This is a genomic window from Rhizorhapis suberifaciens, from assembly GCF_014200045.1.
GTDB classification, from domain to species: Bacteria; Pseudomonadota; Alphaproteobacteria; order Sphingomonadales; family Sphingomonadaceae; genus Rhizorhapis; species Rhizorhapis suberifaciens.
Genome location: NZ_JACHOV010000001.1, coordinates 53426 through 70688 on the forward strand (window position 1 = coordinate 53426; position 17263 = coordinate 70688).

A 17263-nucleotide genomic window follows, 5' to 3' on the forward strand; every position below is an offset into this window, starting at 1 on the left:
AAAAGTTTGGGAGTCCATATTGCGGGTCGATCTTTTTGACTTCCATCTGCCGCCCGAGCGTATCGCCTTGCGCCCTGCAAGTCCCCGGGACAGTGCGCGCTTGCTGGTGCTGGGACCAGAGCGCCTGGAAGATCGCCATGTAGTCGACTTGCCGGAACTGATCCGGCGGGGGGACTGCCTGGTGTTCAACGACACCAAGGTCATCCCTGCCCAGCTTGAGGGCCGGCGAGGTGACGCGCGGATCGGCGCCACTCTGCACAAGAGGACGGGGTTGCGGCAATGGCAGGCTTTTATCCGCAATGCCAAGCGGGTGCGGACAGGCGATCAGATCGATTTCGGGGCAGGCGTCACTGCCATTGCTGGGGCAAGGACAGTGGACGGAGCCCTGACGCTGGACTTCTTAGGCGAAGAGCCGGTCGAAGTCCTGCTGGAACGGGCAGGAACAATGCCGCTGCCGCCCTATATTGCAAGCAAGCGCCCGGCCGACATGCGCGATCGGCAGGATTATCAGACTATGTTCGCGCGAAGGGAGGGTGCTGTGGCGGCGCCGACCGCCGCGCTGCATTTCACGCCGAAACTGATGGAGCGTCTCGCGGCGGCAGGAGTGCTCAGCGAAACGCTGACGCTGCACGTGGGCGCCGGCACTTTCCTGCCGGTAAAGGTGGATGACACAGCCGACCATCACATGCATGCCGAATGGGGGCGGATCGACGCGGCGGCGGCAGAGCGGCTGAACATGGTGCGGGAAAAAGGCGGGCGCATCATTCCAGTGGGCACGACCAGCCTGCGCCTTTTGGAAAGCGCAGCGACCGTGGAGGGCAAGATCGCGCCCTTCGAAGGGGATACGCGCATATTCATCACGCCCGGTTATCCATTTCGAGCGACTGACGGCCTTATCACCAATTTCCACCTTCCCCGCTCAACCCTGTTCATGCTCGTGAGCGCCCTGATGACACGGGAGCGGATGATGGAAGCTTACACACATGCGATAGCGACGGATTATCGCTTCTACAGCTATGGTGATGCCAGTTTGTTACTGCCGTAATGAGATGCTTGCCCTAATTACGACGGTCAGCGCGCAATCTTGCCCATTAATTTTTCAATACTGATAACCCATTGATTTAGCTGTTAATTATGGGCAGTGCGTAATCCGGCTTTTTCCTGAAATTAACGAAAAAACAAGGTTGCTCGTCCATTAAGAGGTGGATGTGGAGCTCGCGCCTCAAAAATCTTCTGTGCAGATGGCGCGCCAAGGCAGCAGTTGACGCGCAGCAGAATGCTGACGTCCGTCGGGCTCTCGTCGAATCCCTTTATGCCTCCCCAACATCGCTGACGATCGGCGCCATAGCCGGCAGCGCGGTCAGCGTCGCCGTCGCTCGGGTGGCGGAGGACTGGGTGCTGACCGGCCTGACGGCGCTCATTTGCCTCGTCGCAACGTCACGTGTCGTATCGGCGACCTATTTCCATCGGCACATGATGAAAGGTTCGGTCAAGGGATCGCGCGGCTGGGAACTGGCCTATGAGCTGGGTGCCTGGCTATACGCGGCTTCCCTGGGCCTTATGGCATGCGCAGCGCTCATCCGAAGCGAGAATGCCATTATTCACATGCTGGCCGTTTCGCTGGCAACTGGTTATGCCGGCGGCATTTCCGGACGCAATGCGGGGCGGGTGCATATCGCGGTGGGACAGGTTTTCCTGGCCTTGGCCCCGACCGCTCTGGGATTGTGGCTGGTCGAGGATACCGGCTACCGCATTCTGTCCATTGTCCTGGTGTTGATGATTCCGGGCATGGCGGAAATCTCCAATACGACGCACAGGATCGTCCTCCAGGCGCTGACCGGAAAACAGCAGAAGACGATGCTGGCCGCGAAGTTTGAGAAGTTGGCGCGCTATGACAGCCTGACCGGTGTTGAGAACCGAATGGCCATGCATATGCGTATCCGAGATATGTTCGAAGAAGGGGATAGCAGTGCCGATCAGCTGGCGGTTCTCTGGATCGATCTTGATCGTTTCAAGGAGATCAACGACTCCCTCGGCCATATGGTGGGCGACCAACTGCTGGTTTCCGTCGCGGAGAAGGTTGGAGCAGTGCTTGCCGGGCGGGGAAGTCTCGCACGGTTCGGCGGGGATGAGTTCATTATCCTATGCCGCCAGACTGGACGGCAGGAGGCGGCCGAAATTGCCGAAGACATATTCGAACATTTCCGCGATCCATTCGAGGTCGGCGGCCACAATCTGGCGGTAACAGCGTCCATAGGCATAGCCGTAGCGCCCCAGGATGGCGCCGACCGCGAGGAAATCCTGCAGCACGCCGACCTTGCCCTTTACCACGCAAAGAATGGCGGGCGAAATCGCTACAGTCTGTTCGAATGGTCCATGAAGGAGCGGTTGCACCGGGTTCGCGAAATTGAAGCGGGCTTGCGACGGGCCATCGAGCAAGGAGAGTTCAGCATGCGTTACCAGCCGATCTTCGATATGAAGACCGGCCGTGTTGCATGTTGCGAGGCGCTGATCCGCTGGCATCATCCAGTGCTGGGTGACGTTTCCCCTGGCGAGTTCATTCCGATTGCGGAGAGCATCTCCATGATCGGGCCAATCAGCGAATGGGTGTTGGGCCAGGCGTGCGCCGCCGCGGCCCAATGGCCCGACGAAATCCGGGTGGCCGTCAATATCTCGCCGGCGCTGCTTCGGTCGGGCGATTTGCCGCGCACCGTCATCGCCTGCCTCTATTCTTCCGGTTTGAAAGCCCGCCGATTGGAGCTGGAAGTGACCGAGTCGGTCTTCCTGGAGGACAATTTGCAAACCAGCCAAATCCTGCGCGAATTGCAGCGGATCGGATTGCGGCTGGCGCTCGACGATTTCGGCACTGGCTACAGCTCGCTGAGCTATTTGCGGTCCTACAAATTCGATACCATCAAGGTGGACCAGTCATTCATGGCCGGCATCCACAAAAGCTATGAAGACCGGGCGATCATCCAGTCTGTGGCTCATCTGGCGTCCGCGCTGCGGATGGACACAGTGGCAGAGGGCATCGAAACGGCGGACCAGCTTCGTTATGCGAACGAAGCTGGTTTCACCAATGTACAAGGCTATCTGCTCTGTCGTCCTTTGGGCGACGCGGCGGTTTCCAAGCTGCTGAACGAACAAAGCGGCAAGGACGATATGCCCTTGCTGGATCAGCAACCGAGCGTCAACGCATATGAAGACGGGTTTGCGCTGCAGCGAGGCGTCTCATAAGCTTAAGGTCCTTTTCGGTTAGCTTGAGCGCGGTATCGACCCAATTTTCGACAATTTCCCTCAGCTCGTCGAGGCGAAGCGGATTGACGCGGCGGCCGGCGCGATAAACGCCCACATGGCCGGCGTGACGCTGGCTATTGGCTTTTATATAGTCGCGTACCGCCTGTTCCCCTTCGCCGGTTTCGGCAATGACGTGGATAAGGCCCATATCGTACATTTCCTCGGCGCTGTAGACCTTGCCTTCCATGATGAGGCGCTCGGCCTGAGCATGGCCGATGCGGCGAGCAAGAATGGAATAGGCCCCCATTCCGGGGAACAGACCAAAGAGGATTTCGGGCAGGCCGAAGCGCGCATGACGTTCAGCGACAATGACGTCGAACGTCATCAATGCTTCAAAACCGCCGCCCAACGCGTCTCCCTGAGCCAAGCCGATGTTGACGACATTCATGTCGTTGCAGTGCCAAACCTTGTCCACGATTTCGACGCAGAGATGGCTGTATTGCAACAGGGTGGCCCGATCCTGCCGTTCAATGCAGTTGGCGAACATGTCGAGATCGCCGCCAAGATTGAATACGCCCGGAAAGCGGGATCCCAAAACCATATATTTAAGGGGGGATTTCGGGCGATCGAACAGCCGTTTTGCCTCTGTCTGCCATGTCATCGTGTCGCGCAGCAAACCGATGTTGTAATTTGGCCGGTCATTGGGAGTGATATAGGCCCAAAGCGTTCCAAGCTCCTCTTCCCAATTGACCTCCATCTGTCCGAGATCAAAGAGCGGGGTAGGATTGCCGCGGATGTCGATGCCAATATCGTCGTGGACGACGTCATTGGCAATTTCGGCGGACCGGTCGAGCGCATTAAAATGGCCTGATTCGATCATATTGGGTTCCCCCCGGAACATCGTTACGCCATAGGACTGCATATTTCCCTGTTGCAATGCAACAGCGTTTCCAAATTGGGACATTCGTTAGCTCACTTTTTAACCAAATCTGTTGCCTAACGGACTCAGATAGTTGCACCGAAGACTCAGTTTGGGACTTTACTGGCCTGAAATCAGTCCCGCCTCTCCAATACCGGATCCTCAAACACTGTTTCTTAACCCCTTCGCCCTATACCTGTCCCTATGACAGACTTCGGACGAAATCAGGGGCGAGTTGCGTTGATATTACGCACTCCTGACGGCCAGCCGTGGCACTTGTCCATGGCAGCCGGCAGCGAAATCTTTATCGGCCGTTATCGCCGAATTAAAGACTTTGACTGCGGAAGCGAATTGATCCGTTTTTCTTGCACTGAGACAAGCGGCCCCCCCGCTGCATCAGACAAGCACTTGTAACATAATCCCAAATTGGTGAAAAGCGCGTTAACTATTGATATATGACGCTACGGCGCAGGCGTGAATAAGGGATTTTACGTGCAGCAAATTTGACCTGCCGCACCTGCCGACTATGAGGGGCCCCTATGTCGAGCCCGAGATTCGCCTTTTCCATTACCGCAAGCGACGGGAAGGCCCGCACGGGCGTGATCTCCATGCAGCGTGGAGACATCCATACTCCGGCTTTCATGCCGGTAGGGACGGCGGCGACCGTAAAGGCGATGCGCCCGGCGGAGGTTCGCGCCGCCGGAGCGGACATCATTTTGGGCAATACCTATCATCTGATGCTGCGGCCTGGCGCCGAAAGAGTGTCTCGGCTGGGCGGTCTCCACGCCTTCATGGGGTGGGAGCGGGCGATCCTGACCGACAGTGGCGGCTATCAAGTCATGAGCTTGTCCGCGTTGACGAAGATGAGCGAGGAGGGCGTCGCCTTTTCCAGCCATATCGACGGATCGCGGCACCTGCTGACGCCGGAGCGGTCCATGGAGATACAGCGGCTGCTGGGCTCCGATATCGTCATGGCGTTCGATGAATGCACGAAAAACGGTGCGACTCGTGATGAAGCTGCGTCCTCGATGGAACGCTCCATGCGTTGGGCGAGACGATCGCGCGAGGGGTTCGACAGTGGAGAAGAGCATGCCGGACGGGCGGCCCTGTTCGGCATTCAGCAGGGTTCGCTGGACGAGGAACTTCGCCGGATTTCCGCCGAAAAGCTCATCGATATTGGATTCGACGGTTATGCCGTCGGCGGCCTTGCGGTGGGCGAAGGGCAGGAAGCAATGTTCGCCACACTGGATTTTGCTCCCGAAATGCTGCCCGCCGACAAGCCCCGCTATTTAATGGGCGTCGGAAAGCCCGACGACCTCGTCGGAGCGGTCGAACGAGGTATCGACATGTTCGATTGCGTGCTTCCTACCCGCAGCGGAAGAAATGGACAGGCCTTTACCTGGGACGGGCCGCTCAACATCCGAAACGCGCGATTTGCCGAAGACAAGGGGCCGCTGGATGAGGCTTGTGGGTGCCCCGTCTGCTCGACCTGGAGCCGAGCCTATCTCCACCATCTGGTAAAAGCGGGAGAGATATTGGGCGCCATGTTGATGACGCAGCATAATATCAGCTTTTATCAGGCATTGATGGCCGCGATCCGGAACAGCATCTCGGAGGGCCGCTTTAGCGAATATGCGCGGGATTTCAGGCGGCGCTATCTTAAAGTTTGAAGAGGGGAGCCGAGGCGAAGCGATGTTCGTCTCATCCCCGATGCCTCCCGCCTCACCTTCCACTGCGGATACATTTCCCATTCAGCCATGCCCTTGCTATTGACCCGCTTGTGACCCGGTTTTCACTGAAATTGCTAACTCTTGCGGCAGCGCTTCCCGGCGTCCTTGTCGCCTTTTCAAGCCTTGCTCAGACACAGCCTGCTCAAAGCACGTCTTCGCTGGAGATCCGTCAGCCCGAGGGCGCAGAGGAACTTAGCCCGCATTTGGCGCGGCTCGCCTCCAATCCTCGTGACGCGGAGGCTTTGATAGGGGCAGGCGAGGCGGCGCTGAAACTTAATGACGCCCGCGCCGCTGCTGGCTTTTTTGCGCGTGCTCAGGAAGTTTCGCCCAGTAGTTACCGGATGAAGACGGGTCTTGCCCGTTCAATGCTCGGCATGGAAAACCCTGCCGAAGCGTTACGGCTATTTGGAGAAGCCGTGAGTCTGGGCGCGCGCGAGGTGGATATTGCAGGGGATCGGGGCCTTGCCTTTGACCTCACCGGCAATCCAGCCCGTGCGCAGCAGGATTATCAACTCGCCCTTGACCGGAACGAACGGGACCCGATCCTCATCCGCCGATATGCCGTTTCGCTGGGTATATCCGGCAAATGGCAGGAGGCGGACAAGCTGCTCGATCCACTGCTGCGTAAAAGCGACAAGGCGGCGTGGCGTGACCGTGCCTTCATACTTGCGATGAACGGCCAGACTAAACAGGCCCGAGACATCACTACGGTGATGATGCCCAAGAACATGGCTGCGGCAATCCAGCCCTTCATGGACCGCATGCCTTCGCTGACCCCCATCCAGCGGGCGGCGGCTGTGCATTTTGGCAATTTTCCGGCGGGAACGGTACGTACGGCAGGAGCGGGTATCGCGCCCGCACCCAGTACGCCATCGACGGCGGGCAATGCGACCACGCAGGCGCCCCTGTCCAACCGTGATCGCCGGGTCAGGGCTCAACCTTCACGCCAGGTTGCGGCTCCCGTCGCAACGCCTCAGCCCGTTGTTCCGCAATCCGCGCCCGTCACTCGGCCGGTAGCGCCTCCCGCGCGGACGGCAACAACCTCACCCTTGCCGCCGTCCGAGCCGCGTCCCTTGACCAGCCGCATGGCCGTGCCCCAACCCGAACGTATCGGACCACCGGCGCAGGAGCCAATGCCGACCAGGCAGGTGCAGCCCACTCCCGCACCAACAGCTCCGGCGATATCGCAGGAACGACGTAACCTTGCCCAAATCATGAGCTCCGTTGCCGTTCCTGAAACGGAACGCACGCAGAGGGTGGCACCGGTCGATCTGGCGGAAATCGCGCGCATTCAGACAGAAAGGCGCAAAGCGGAACAAGCCGCCGCCATCAAAGCCAAGGCTGCCGCAGAAGCCAAGGCAAAGGCGAAGGTCGAGGCAGAAGCAAAAGCCAAGGCAAAGGCTGAAGCCGAAGAAAAAGCCAAGAACCCGGCGCGCATCTGGGTTCAGATCGCGACGGGTCGCGATGTGAAGGCTTTGGCTTTCGATATGGGTAAGTTGCGAAAGAAATATCCTGATTTGCTCAAGGGTCGCGACGCATGGAGTTCCCCTTGGGGGGCGACCCGCCGAATGGTTGTGGGTCCCTTTGCAACGACCGCCGCCGCCAAAAGCTTCTATTCGGACTGGCTGAAGGCGGGTGGCGACGGCTTTATCTGGCAAAGCACCGATGGCCTGGAAGTTGAAAAGCTTGCCGAAAAATGAGTTTTTGTGCCCCCTATGCCAGCCAGCCCAGCCTTAGCCGCGGCCGACAGCATCATGAACCGGGCGGCGAGACGCGGGGCCCGCGCGACGCCTTTCAACGCGATCGCGACCGTATCATCCACTCAATCAGCTTTCGTCGGCTGCGCCACAAGACGCAGGTCTTTATCGCGCCGGATGGCGATCATTACCGGGTGCGGCTGACCCACAGCCTTGAAGTCGCGCAGATCGGTCGTACGATTGCTCGGGCGCTGGGCCTTAATGAAGACCTGACTGAAGCGCTTTGCCTTGCCCATGATATTGGTCATCCGCCCTTTGGTCATGCTGGTGAGGAGGGACTGGAACTGGCGCTCAGCCGCCATGGCGGTTTCGATCATAATGCACAGACGCTTCGCACCCTGATGCTGCTGGATTCGCCTTATCCACGCTGGGCCGGCCTCAACCTCAGTTGGGAAATGCTGGAGGGTCTGGCCAAGCATAATGGACCTGTCGCCCACCCCGGCTGGGCGATGCGGGAAGTGGACGCTCTTTTCCCTCTGGATCTTGGCGGCTGGTCCTCGCTGGAGGCCCAAATAGCGGCCATTGCCGACGACATCGCCTACGACAATCACGATATTGATGATGGTATTCGCGCCGGTCTGCTCACGCTCGATCAATTGCTGGAGGTGGAGTTCGTCCGCACGAGTTGGGACCGGGTGAAGACGCGGTATCCGGACCTTCCCCATAATCGTTTGGTGCCCGAACTGATCCGGGACCAGATTGGCCTGATGGTCAATGACGTCCTGGAAAATACGCGTGCCAACATTCGGGATACCGGGGTTGAGACGGTCGAGGATGTGCGTGCCGCTGGCTGTATGCTAGGCGGCTTTTCGCCTGAACTGGCTGAGGCGGAGCGGCAGTGGAAGCGGTTCATGTATGCCACGCTCTATCATCATCCACGCCAACTCGCCGCTTCGGAGGCAGCGCAGAAGATCGTCAATGATCTTTTCACCGCCTATCATGCCGATCCGCATTTGATGGCGGAGGGCTGGACGGAGGGGTGCAGCGAAGATGAACCGCAAAAAAGTCGGCATGTCGTTGATTATATTGCTGGCATGACGGACCGCTTCGCTCTCTCACGCCATCGCGAAATCTTTGGAAGTTCAGACTTGCCGGAAGGTTTCGTGGTCTGATTGTTACACTGCGACGATTGACAGTGCTGATCACCTAAGCGAAGAGTCTTATGTCGCCGCCCGGATTCGGGCGGATGGCGATGCGGGAGAGATCCGATCCACCCCAAAAGGGAGGAAAGGACGCCGAAGGAGCAACCGCCCCGGAAACTCTCAGGCCACCGGACCGCATCGTCAAGAGGCACTCTGGAAAGCGGATGGCACAGGCCGTCCCACCGAAGGTGTAAGCCGCGCGGGCTCCAACCCCGCCGGTCAAGCTCTCAGGTTTCGTGACAGAGGGGGTGATGGAGAAGGGCGCCAATGGTGCGTTCAGACTCTGTCCCCTCAAATGGAGCGAAGCCGGATATGAGCGCTACTGATTTACACGACAACGATATCGAGATCGTCGACGCGCTTCTGCCCCTTGACGTGTGGCACCGGGCAAATGGCGCACGCATGGTGAGCTTCGCCGGCTATACGATGCCGATCCAATATGAGGGCATCCTGGCCGAGCATCTTTGGACCCGCGAACATGCGGGGCTTTTCGATGTCAGCCATATGGGGCAGCTCGTCTTTTCCGGCGAAGGTGCGGATATCGCCCTGGAAGCTTTGCTGCCGGGCGATGTGCAGGGCCTGAAAGAAGGTCGCATCCGCTATTCGCTGCTGCTGGACGCCGACGGTGGAATTTTGGACGACCTGATGATCTCACGGCGCTCAGAGGATTTGTACATGGTCGTCAATGGGGCGACCAAATGGGACGATATTGCCCATCTTCGTGAGCATTTGCCTGACGAAATCACGATCAATCATCTGGATGAGCAGGCTTTGCTCGCTCTTCAGGGGCCGCAAGCCGCCGCTGCGCTGTCGCGGCTTGTTGCTGGCGTCGAAAAGCTATTCTTCATGCAGGCAGGTCCGTTCCGCTGGCGCACCCATGATTTATGGATCAGCCGCTCTGGCTATACTGGCGAAGACGGGTTTGAAATCAGCCTAACCGCTGAAGCCGCAGCCAATTTCGTTGATGAGTTGTGCAAAATGCCGGAGGTCAAGCCGATCGGCCTTGGTGCTCGGGACAGCCTTCGGCTTGAAGCTGGCCTGCCGCTCTATGGCCATGACCTTGATGAGAATGTTGATCCGATCAGCGCGGATCTGGCCTTTGCTATTTCCAAACGGCGCCGCAGTGAAGGCGGTTTTCCCGGCGCGGACCGCATTCTGGAACTCTTGGCTTCTGGGACTTCGACAAGGCGCGTCGGCCTCCTCATCGATGGCCGTATGCCCGCCCGTGAAGGCGCGAAGGCGTTCATCGGTGCAAAGGAAGTGGGCCGCCTCACTTCCGGCGGCTTTGCCCCCAGCCTCGGGGCACCCATAGCAATGGCCTATATCGCTGCCGAACATGCCGCATTGGGCAGCAAGCTGGAACTGGAAGTGCGGGGCAAACGCCTTGCCGCCACGGTCACGGCGATGCCTTTTGTACCACACCGTTATCACCGCACCAGGGAGCTTAAATAATGAGCCGATATTTCACCGACGAACATGAGTGGGTCGACGTCCAAGGGGAAATCGCTACCGTTGGCATCACCAATTACGCCCAAGGCCAATTGGGCGACATTGTGTTTGTGGATTTGCCAAACGAAGGCGCGACCTTCGACAAGGGCGATGATGCCGCAGTCGTCGAATCGGTCAAGGCGGCATCCGATGTCTATGCCCCCCTGTCGGGCGAAGTCGTCGAGGTGAATGGCGCGCTTGAGGGCGAACCCGCCCTGGTCAACAGCGATGCGGAAGAGGACGGTTGGTTTTTCAAGCTGCGCCTCACCGATCCAGCGGAGTTGGATGGGCTGATGGATGAAGCCGCTTACAATAAATTTCTGAAGGATTTGTGATCGGAGAGCCCCTCATGCGATACCTGCCACTCACCGATGCCGATCGACAGCAAATGCTTAAGCGGATCGGAACCGCCTCCATCGGCGAACTATTTGCCGACGTCCCGATGGAAGCCCGCCTTGAGGAAGCCATTCCGGGCTTGCCGGATCACGCCAGCGAACTGGCTGTCGAACGTCATCTTTCCGGGCTCGCGCGTAGGAACATGGCGGCAGGAGAAGTGCCCTTCTTCCTTGGGGCCGGGGCATATCGTCATCACATTCCGGCGAGCGTCGATCACCTGATACAGCGTGGCGAGTTCCTCACCGCGTATACGCCTTACCAGCCGGAAATCGCGCAGGGGACGCTGCAGGTCCTGTTCGAGTTCCAGACCCAGGTAGCGCGTCTATTCGGCTGCGATGTGGCAAATGCCAGCATGTATGACGGCTCGACCGCCTGTTGGGAGGCCGTCGTCATGGCGGGACGGATCACCAAACGGTCAAAGGCGGTGCTGTCGTCGGGGCTTCACCCGCATTATGTGTCCGTGGCGCAGACAATGGCCCGTTTTACCGGGGACGAAATCGTCCACTCCGCGCCGCGGCTGGAGGCGGAAACTGACGCCGCGAACCTCATTGAGGCGATTGACGGCCGCACAAGCTGCGTAGTCGTGCAATATCCGGATATATTAGGGCGGATTGCCGACTTGAGCGCTATTGCGGCTAAGGCGCACGCGGCGGGAGCGCTTCTGATCGCAGTGGTTACCGAGCCCGTCGCTCTTGGCGCGCTTACGCCTCCGGGCGAAATGGATGCCGATATCGTTGTTGGTGAGGGGCAGTCGATCGGGGTCGGCTTGCAGTTCGGCGGGCCCTATCTGGGCCTATTCGCAACCAAGCAGAAATTTGTGCGACAAATGCCGGGTCGGCTGTGCGGAGAGACGGTGGATGCGGAAGGAAAGCGCGGTTTCGTTCTGACGCTCTCCACTCGGGAACAGCATATTCGCCGCGAAAAGGCGACGTCCAACATCTGTACCAATAGCGGCCTTTGCGCGCTTGCCTTTTCCGTCCACATGACATTGCTGGGTGAGAAGGGATTGAGGCAACTTGCCCTTTTGAATCATGGACTTGCAGTGGCGGCTGCGGAACGGCTTGGCAAAGTTCCCGGCGTTCGCCTTCTGAATGATGGCTTTTTCAATGAATTCACCCTGCTGCTTGAAAAGGACGCCAGGTCGGTTGTGCGGCAACTTGCCGATCGAGATATTCTAGGGGGCGTGTCACTTGGCCGCCTGTTCCCGGATGCTTCCCAAATAGCACAGGGCCTGGTGATTGCCGTGACGGAAACCACCACCGCAGAAGATGTCGAGGCGCTGGCAGCGGCGCTTGAGGAGATTTTGGCATGAACATGCTCAAAGAAGGCCGCCCTACGCGTCCAGCAGCGGCTGAGGCTGCGGGCCCCGCTACCTACACTGGCAACCGCGGCCTGATGCTGGAAGAGGCTTTGATATTTGAAATTGGGTCCAGTGAGACCACTGGCGTCGATTTTGCCGAGCCGCCAACGGTCGCACCCCGCCTGGGCGGTCTCGAACGCAGGCGGCCCATTGCGCTTCCTGGCCTTTCCGAGCAGGAAACTGTGCGCCACTATACCCGGCTAAGCCGTCAAAATTATGCTATCGATTTAGGGCTGTTCCCGCTCGGCTCGTGCACCATGAAGCATAATCCGCGCCTTAATGAAAAGGTGTCGCGGCTTCCAGGCTTTGCCGACCTCCATCCGCTTCAGCCGATCTCTACCGTGCAGGGCGCCCTGGCCGTCATCGATGAACTGGCGCATTGGTTGAAGACCCTGACCGGCATGGCGGCGGTAGCCATGAGCCCCAAGGCCGGAGCCCATGGCGAGCTTTGCGGGCTGCTGGCGATCCGTTCGGCGCTGGAAGCCAAAAATGATCCCCGCCCAGTCGTGCTGGTGCCGGAAAGCGCCCATGGCACCAATCCGGCGACCGCGGCCTTTTGCGGTTACAAGGTGGAGGATATCCCGGCAAACAAGGAGGGCCGCGTCGATCTTGCGGCTTTGAAGGCCCGGCTCGGTTCCGATGTCGCGGCCGTCATGATTACCAATCCGAACACTTGCGGGCTGTTCGAAAAGGATATGAAGAATATCGCGGACGCAGCGCATGCGGCGGGCGCTTATGTCTATTGCGACGGCGCGAACTTCAACGCCATCGTGGGCAGGGTACGTCCCGGCGACCTGGGCATTGATGCCATGCACATCAATCTGCACAAGACCTTTTCCACGCCCCATGGCGGCGGTGGTCCCGGCAGTGGTCCGGTTGTCTTCAGCGAAGCGCTCGCGCCCTTTGCCCCGCTGCCCTTCGTGGAGCGGACGGCGGATGGCTATCAACTGATCGAAGAAGAAACGGCGGGCGATCATCATGCCGCCAGCTTTGGCCGCATGGTGGCCTTTCACGGTCAGATGGGTATGTTTACCCGCGCCCTTGCATATATATTAAGTCACGGTGCCGATGGGCTGCGCCAAGTGAGTGGCGATGCGGTGCTCAACGCCAATTACATTTTGCGCTGCTTGGAGGACGTGCTCGATGCGCCCTTTGGGAACAGCGGTCCCTGCATGCATGAGGCGCTGTTCAGCGACAAGGGTTTTGCAGAGGGGTTCACCACATTGGACGTCGCCAAGGGCCTGATCGACGAAGGGTTCCACCCGATGACCATGTATTTCCCGCTGGTGGTGCACGGCGCGATGCTCGTCGAACCCACAGAAACCGAAAGCAAGGGCGCTCTCGATCAGTTCATTGCGGCTCTGCGAAGTGTGGCGGAGCGTGCCCGGGCTGGTGACCGGACCCTCCGTTCTGCACCTCATTACGCCCCCCGCCGCCGTCTGGATGAAACGCAAGCCGCAAGAAAGCCGGTATTGGTATGGGAGGAACCCAGCCTGCAAGAGGCGGCCGAATGACGGACGCGCCTAAGCCCTGGCATCCGGCGGATGTCGGGGAGCAAACCAAGCGTCATGCACCGGCAACCGTTCGCAACCGCGATGCTATTGCAGCGGTTTTAAAGGACGCGTTGCCAAGCAAGGGGATTGTTCTGGAATTGGCGAGCGGCAGCGGCGAGCATGTGGTTCACTTCGCCAATCTGTTTCCGTCATTGAGCTGGCAACCGAGTGACCCTGATCCAAATGCTTTGGGCTCTATCGCGGAATGGTCGCGGGAGGCGGGCCTGTCGAACATCCTGCCGCCATTGCCCATCGATGTTCGCGCTGAAGACTGGACCATTGGTCAAGTGGATGCGATCCTTTGCATCAATATGGTTCATATCAGCCCATGGGAGGCAACCGTCGGTCTGATGCAGGGAGCAGGGCGTCTCCTGCCGGTGCAGGGTCTGCTTTATCTATATGGACCCTATGTCCGCCCGGACGTGGAAACGGCGGCCAGCAACATTGCCTTCGATCAGTCGCTCAGGTCCCGCGACCCGGCCTGGGGTTTGCGCAACCTGGATGAAGTGAGGCAGCTGGCGTCAGCAAATGGCCTATTCCTGGACAAGCTGATCGACATGCCCGCGAATAATATTTCGTTGCTGTTCCGGAAGGCGGGTTAACCTGCGACACCCCTGGTTTCACTCAACCAGGCCGATCGCAATCCCGTATTCCCCCTTTTTTTCGTCATATTCCAGCGGTGCGCGAAGCTGGCGTGAAAGGCCGGTGAGGATGCGACCGAAGCGTTCGTCCAAATAGCGGGTCATCGTGGCCGAAGCGCGCAACGCGTCGGATTGGACACGCAGGATGGCGCGTTGCGCGTGCTTTCGTTGGCGGACCACTTCGCCCGAACGGACGGAAATCTTGAGCACTCCTTTGGGATCCACCAGCGTCGCCAACTCGACCAGCTCGGTAATCAGGAAGGCCACCGGAACGGCCACATCCTGACTGACATAAAGATGATCGCTGTGCACTTGAATGGCCATGTTGGGCGCATCATCCGGCATACTGGCGCGTAAGGAAACGGAAAGCTCCCCCACGAGAGATCGTATGCCGACGCCGCGATGCTCTTCCAACTCGGCATAATGATTGCGGTGGACCACTGAGAGCGCCTCTACGCGCCGCTGGATCGATGTATAGGCTTCGCCCGCCTCAGGCGTAGGGGCAGAGCGGCTATGAAGGTTGATAAGGCTAGCGATGATCTGAAGGTTGTTCTTCACCCGATGATGAACTTCGCGCGTAAGCCGGCGCTGGCGTTCGAGGCCCGCCGCCAGCTCTTCTTCGTGGTCGGCTACGGTCTGGGTAATCGCGCGGAAGGTGTGGCCGAGATCCCGGATCTCCTGTGCGGGCGTTGGCATCCGGCGCAGCGGCTCCAGAACTTGTCCCGGGCGATAATCGGACACCAGGCGGCGGAGCTGGATCAGCGGATGGATGAGCAGCCGGTTGACCACAAACCAGCCAATCGCGGCTGCTGCAAACCACATGAGCAGGGGCAGGAAGACCGACAGGCTCCGCGCTATGTCTACCGGTGGCTCCTTAACGCGCAGCAGCAAGGTTACGCCTGTTTCGCCAAGCGGTGCGGTAACCTGATCGAGTTCGTCGGTGCTGCGGGGCGGCAGGGTTCCGCCTACATCCAATATCCGGTTGCCCTTCTTCAAAAGGATACGGTAACTCTGCAAAGCCGTTTCCGGATTAGTGCGCCGTTCAAGGTGGGCAAGGCCGTAAACTGCTATAGCCACCATTTCGCCACCGGAACTCATCGTCCGCACGATCATCTGTTTTTGCGCTGGAAGGATGTCCGCCTGTTCCTCGCTGAAGCGGCTGGACTCAGGAATGGCAAGGCTGCTTTCACGGCGGGAATAGCAAAGTGGACTGCGGCTGCGTCGATCATAGATTACAAAGTCGACCCGTGTCCCGCCCCGGTTGCGCAATATCTCTCCAGCGCGCGCGCAGATATCGGTGCCGCTACGGTCGGCTACGAGTGAATTGACCACCAGCCGCAGCGCGGAGCGGTCGGCGGCTATGTCCGATACGAGGTGACGGGCGCTTTCATTCGCGGCAACGTTGAACAGGGCCGCCTTTTCCAGATCAGCCGTCCGGCTCGCTTGGAGCGAGGCGAACAACGCGATGAGGCCGAGCGGCAGCAGCGCGAGCGTCAGGATGAGGAATGTCTTTACACCGGTGGACAAGCGCGGGTCCGCAACAGGAAGCGTAGAGGTCCTGCCAGAGTGGAGAGTCGCCACGTCCGGCCCCAACTCAGGTCAGTTTTTTAAGCAGATCTATCATCTCAGAGGGGATGTCTTCGTCTATTGTCTGCTGATAGACGGATCGCAAGGCACTGCCGACGTTACTATCCCCCAACCCCGGTTCTTTGGATCGGCCGTCGGACGCGGATCCCTTGCCCGGTGGCGTTCGATCCGAAGAGGGCGCACCACCATCGTTTTGGCTTTTGCCTTTCATATCTGCAACCTGTCGCGGCCCTCGGTTCACAGAAGCCAATTCATTTCCCTTTTTCGGTATTAGCAATGTGCACGTGGTTAATTTCCCCGCTTCATTTTGCCTATAGCGTGGCCTCAGCGCAAATTGAATTTTCCAAACCGCTTGTGAAACATTTCGTTGTTTCATTTGTTCCGCAGTTGTCCGGTTTTTTAGGTTTGTTTGGGACGGGACAAAAGGGTGATCGTGGCGGGGATTGCAAACTTCCTTTCAGCGTTCCACCTTATGCGTCCCATCAGGGCCCCGTGCCATTTGTGGAGTTCCATCTGATCATGTCGCTAGGCCAGCAGCTTCAACCTCATCTTCCTTTCCTTCGCCGATATAGCCGCGCCCTTACCGGTAGCCAGGCACATGGGGACGCCTATGTGCGGGCGACGCTTGAGGCGATCGTTGCCGCACCGGAGCAATTTCCGCGCGGCATTGACCCTCGCCTGGGCCTTTACCGCACGTTTCAGGTGATCTGGGGATCTGCCAATATGAGCGATCGTCCGGATCTACCCCAGGATATCGAAGGTCCGGAACAAGTGGCGAGAGCCAGGTTAGCCCGGATCACGCCATTGTCCCGCCAGGCCCTGCTGCTCACCGCTATGGAAGGGTTTACGCCGGAAGACGCCGCTTATCTCATTGGATTGCCGGAGGCTGAAGTGAATGATCTGGTGCAGGACGCATTGCGTGAAATCGAGTCACAAACCAGGGCCAAGGTCCTGATCATTGAAGATGAACCGATTATCGCAATGGACTTGGAAACCATCGTTCGGGATATGGGACACGAAGTGACGGCGGTCGCCGTGACCCGCGACGAAGCCGTTCGGGAAGCGATGGCGGAACGGCCGGGCCTGGTGTTGGCCGACATTCAGCTTGCGGACGACAGCAGCGGGATTGACGCGGTCAAGGACATATTGGCGAAATTCTCGGTGCCGGTGATCTTCATTACCGCCTTTCCGGAACGCCTTTTGACCGGAGAACGGCCGGAACCGACCTTCCTCATTACCAAACCGTTCCAGCGATCCACGGTGAAAGCGGCGATTTCACAAGCTCTCTTTTTCGATGAGGCTACGGCCCCGGCCTGATACAGCGCTGAACATCGTCCGGAACACTCCGGGCGGTTCCGCGTTGGTCGCTGGCTACGTTACGGGAGAGATATCATTGCAGGAACCCGGCCCCCATATCAGCAAGACCGATGCCAGGTCGGGAAGCACGCCGCAC

At 59.0% G+C, this 17263-nt stretch carries 14 protein-coding genes and 1 riboswitch; of the genes, 11 read left to right on the forward strand and 3 right to left on the reverse strand.

The features are described 5' to 3' along the window. Positions 1 to 19 precede the first annotated feature (19 nt). Together queA and HNQ99_RS00250 are read left to right on the forward strand one after the other, a co-directional pair. Positions 20 to 1045, forward strand: coding sequence for a tRNA preQ1(34) S-adenosylmethionine ribosyltransferase-isomerase QueA (gene queA / locus HNQ99_RS00245; RefSeq protein ID WP_184473647.1), 1026 nt, complete (start codon positions 20 to 22; stop codon positions 1043 to 1045). A 161-nt stretch (positions 1046 to 1206) separates the two neighbouring features. Next, positions 1207 to 3237: a putative bifunctional diguanylate cyclase/phosphodiesterase gene (locus HNQ99_RS00250; RefSeq protein WP_184473648.1), complete on the forward strand. Its 2031-nt coding sequence runs from the start codon at positions 1207 to 1209 to the stop codon at positions 3235 to 3237. On the opposite strand, the gene HNQ99_RS00255 is transcribed toward HNQ99_RS00250, so the two are convergent. After that, positions 3191 to 4117, reverse strand: coding sequence for a crotonase/enoyl-CoA hydratase family protein (locus tag HNQ99_RS00255; protein ID WP_184473649.1), 927 nt, complete (start codon positions 4115 to 4117; stop codon positions 3191 to 3193). The two genes, HNQ99_RS00250 and HNQ99_RS00255, sit on opposite strands and share 47 nt — an antisense overlap. A gap of 578 nt (positions 4118 to 4695) precedes the next feature. On the opposite strand from HNQ99_RS00255, the gene tgt reads away from it, so the two are divergent. The 8 genes from tgt (at position 4696) to HNQ99_RS00295 (ending at position 14184) form a co-directional block, all read left to right on the forward strand. Next, a complete protein-coding gene (gene tgt, locus HNQ99_RS00260) occupies positions 4696 to 5826 on the forward strand; it encodes a tRNA guanosine(34) transglycosylase Tgt (protein WP_184473650.1) in 1131 nt (376 codons plus the stop codon). A 110-nt stretch (positions 5827 to 5936) separates the two neighbouring features. After that, positions 5937 to 7586, forward strand: a complete 1650-nt coding sequence (locus HNQ99_RS00265; RefSeq protein ID WP_322790279.1) for an SPOR domain-containing protein — start codon at positions 5937 to 5939, stop codon at positions 7584 to 7586. Beyond that, positions 7583 to 8755 carry a deoxyguanosinetriphosphate triphosphohydrolase gene (locus HNQ99_RS00270; protein WP_184473651.1) on the forward strand — a complete coding sequence of 391 codons (1173 nt, stop codon included), beginning with the start codon at positions 7583 to 7585 and terminating at the stop codon, positions 8753 to 8755. The genes HNQ99_RS00265 and HNQ99_RS00270 overlap by 4 nt, the downstream gene beginning before the upstream one ends. 73 nt (positions 8756 to 8828) lie before the next feature. Then, positions 8829 to 8931, forward strand: a riboswitch (glycine riboswitch). 166 nt (positions 8932 to 9097) lie between these two features. Beyond that, positions 9098 to 10237, forward strand: coding sequence for a glycine cleavage system aminomethyltransferase GcvT (gene gcvT, locus HNQ99_RS00275; RefSeq protein ID WP_184473652.1), 1140 nt, complete (start codon positions 9098 to 9100; stop codon positions 10235 to 10237). Further along, positions 10237 to 10608: a glycine cleavage system protein GcvH gene (gcvH, locus tag HNQ99_RS00280; RefSeq protein WP_184473653.1), complete on the forward strand. Its 372-nt coding sequence runs from the start codon at positions 10237 to 10239 to the stop codon at positions 10606 to 10608. Before gcvT ends, gcvH begins: the two co-directional genes overlap by 1 nt. A 14-nt stretch (positions 10609 to 10622) precedes the next feature. Next, on the forward strand, positions 10623 to 11981 hold the full coding sequence (gene gcvPA / locus HNQ99_RS00285; RefSeq protein WP_184473654.1) for an aminomethyl-transferring glycine dehydrogenase subunit GcvPA: 1359 nt from the start codon (positions 10623 to 10625) through the stop codon (positions 11979 to 11981). Then, positions 11978 to 13543 (forward strand): aminomethyl-transferring glycine dehydrogenase subunit GcvPB, encoded by a 1566-nt coding sequence (gene gcvPB / locus HNQ99_RS00290; protein ID WP_184473655.1) that lies wholly within the window; start codon positions 11978 to 11980, stop codon positions 13541 to 13543. Before gcvPA ends, gcvPB begins: the two co-directional genes overlap by 4 nt. After that, positions 13540 to 14184: a DUF938 domain-containing protein gene (locus HNQ99_RS00295; protein WP_184473656.1), complete on the forward strand. Its 645-nt coding sequence runs from the start codon at positions 13540 to 13542 to the stop codon at positions 14182 to 14184. The genes gcvPB and HNQ99_RS00295 overlap by 4 nt, the downstream gene beginning before the upstream one ends. A gap of 18 nt (positions 14185 to 14202) precedes the next feature. On the opposite strand, the gene HNQ99_RS00300 is transcribed toward HNQ99_RS00295, so the two are convergent. Together HNQ99_RS00300 and HNQ99_RS16835 are read right to left on the reverse strand one after the other, a co-directional pair. After that, complete coding sequence (locus HNQ99_RS00300) at positions 14203 to 15804, reverse strand: sensor histidine kinase (RefSeq protein ID WP_322790280.1); 1602 nt, start codon at positions 15802 to 15804, stop codon at positions 14203 to 14205. 13 nt (positions 15805 to 15817) lie between these two features. Further along, the gene (locus HNQ99_RS16835; RefSeq protein WP_322790281.1) at positions 15818 to 16186 is read right to left on the reverse strand and encodes a NepR family anti-sigma factor; all 369 of its coding nucleotides are present in this window, start codon (positions 16184 to 16186) and stop codon (positions 15818 to 15820) included. Between the two features lie 143 nt (positions 16187 to 16329). On the opposite strand from HNQ99_RS16835, the gene HNQ99_RS00310 reads away from it, so the two are divergent. Next, a complete protein-coding gene (locus HNQ99_RS00310) occupies positions 16330 to 17127 on the forward strand; it encodes a response regulator (protein WP_184473657.1) in 798 nt (265 codons plus the stop codon). Positions 17128 to 17263: the final 136 nt, after the last annotated feature.

Bases quoted from the DNA above. Each gene is read 5' to 3' on its own strand.
- HNQ99_RS00250 (WP_184473648.1), top strand. From the start codon at position 1,207: ATGTGGAGCTCGCGCCTCAAAAATCTTCTGTGCAGATGGCGCGCCAAG.
- HNQ99_RS00255 (WP_184473649.1), bottom strand. From the start codon at position 4,117: ATGATCGAATCAGGCCATTTTAATGCGCTCGACCGGTCCGCCGAAATT.
- tgt (WP_184473650.1), top strand. From the start codon at position 4,696: ATGTCGAGCCCGAGATTCGCCTTTTCCATTACCGCAAGCGACGGGAAG.
- HNQ99_RS00270 (WP_184473651.1), top strand. From the start codon at position 7,583: ATGAGTTTTTGTGCCCCCTATGCCAGCCAGCCCAGCCTTAGCCGCGGC.
- gcvT (WP_184473652.1), top strand. From the start codon at position 9,098: ATGAGCGCTACTGATTTACACGACAACGATATCGAGATCGTCGACGCG.
- gcvH (WP_184473653.1), top strand. From the start codon at position 10,237: ATGAGCCGATATTTCACCGACGAACATGAGTGGGTCGACGTCCAAGGG.
- gcvPA (WP_184473654.1), top strand. From the start codon at position 10,623: ATGCGATACCTGCCACTCACCGATGCCGATCGACAGCAAATGCTTAAG.
- gcvPB (WP_184473655.1), top strand. From the start codon at position 11,978: ATGAACATGCTCAAAGAAGGCCGCCCTACGCGTCCAGCAGCGGCTGAG.
- HNQ99_RS00295 (WP_184473656.1), top strand. From the start codon at position 13,540: ATGACGGACGCGCCTAAGCCCTGGCATCCGGCGGATGTCGGGGAGCAA.
- HNQ99_RS16835 (WP_322790281.1), bottom strand. From the start codon at position 16,186: ATGAAACAACGAAATGTTTCACAAGCGGTTTGGAAAATTCAATTTGCG.
- HNQ99_RS00310 (WP_184473657.1), top strand. From the start codon at position 16,330: ATGTCGCTAGGCCAGCAGCTTCAACCTCATCTTCCTTTCCTTCGCCGA.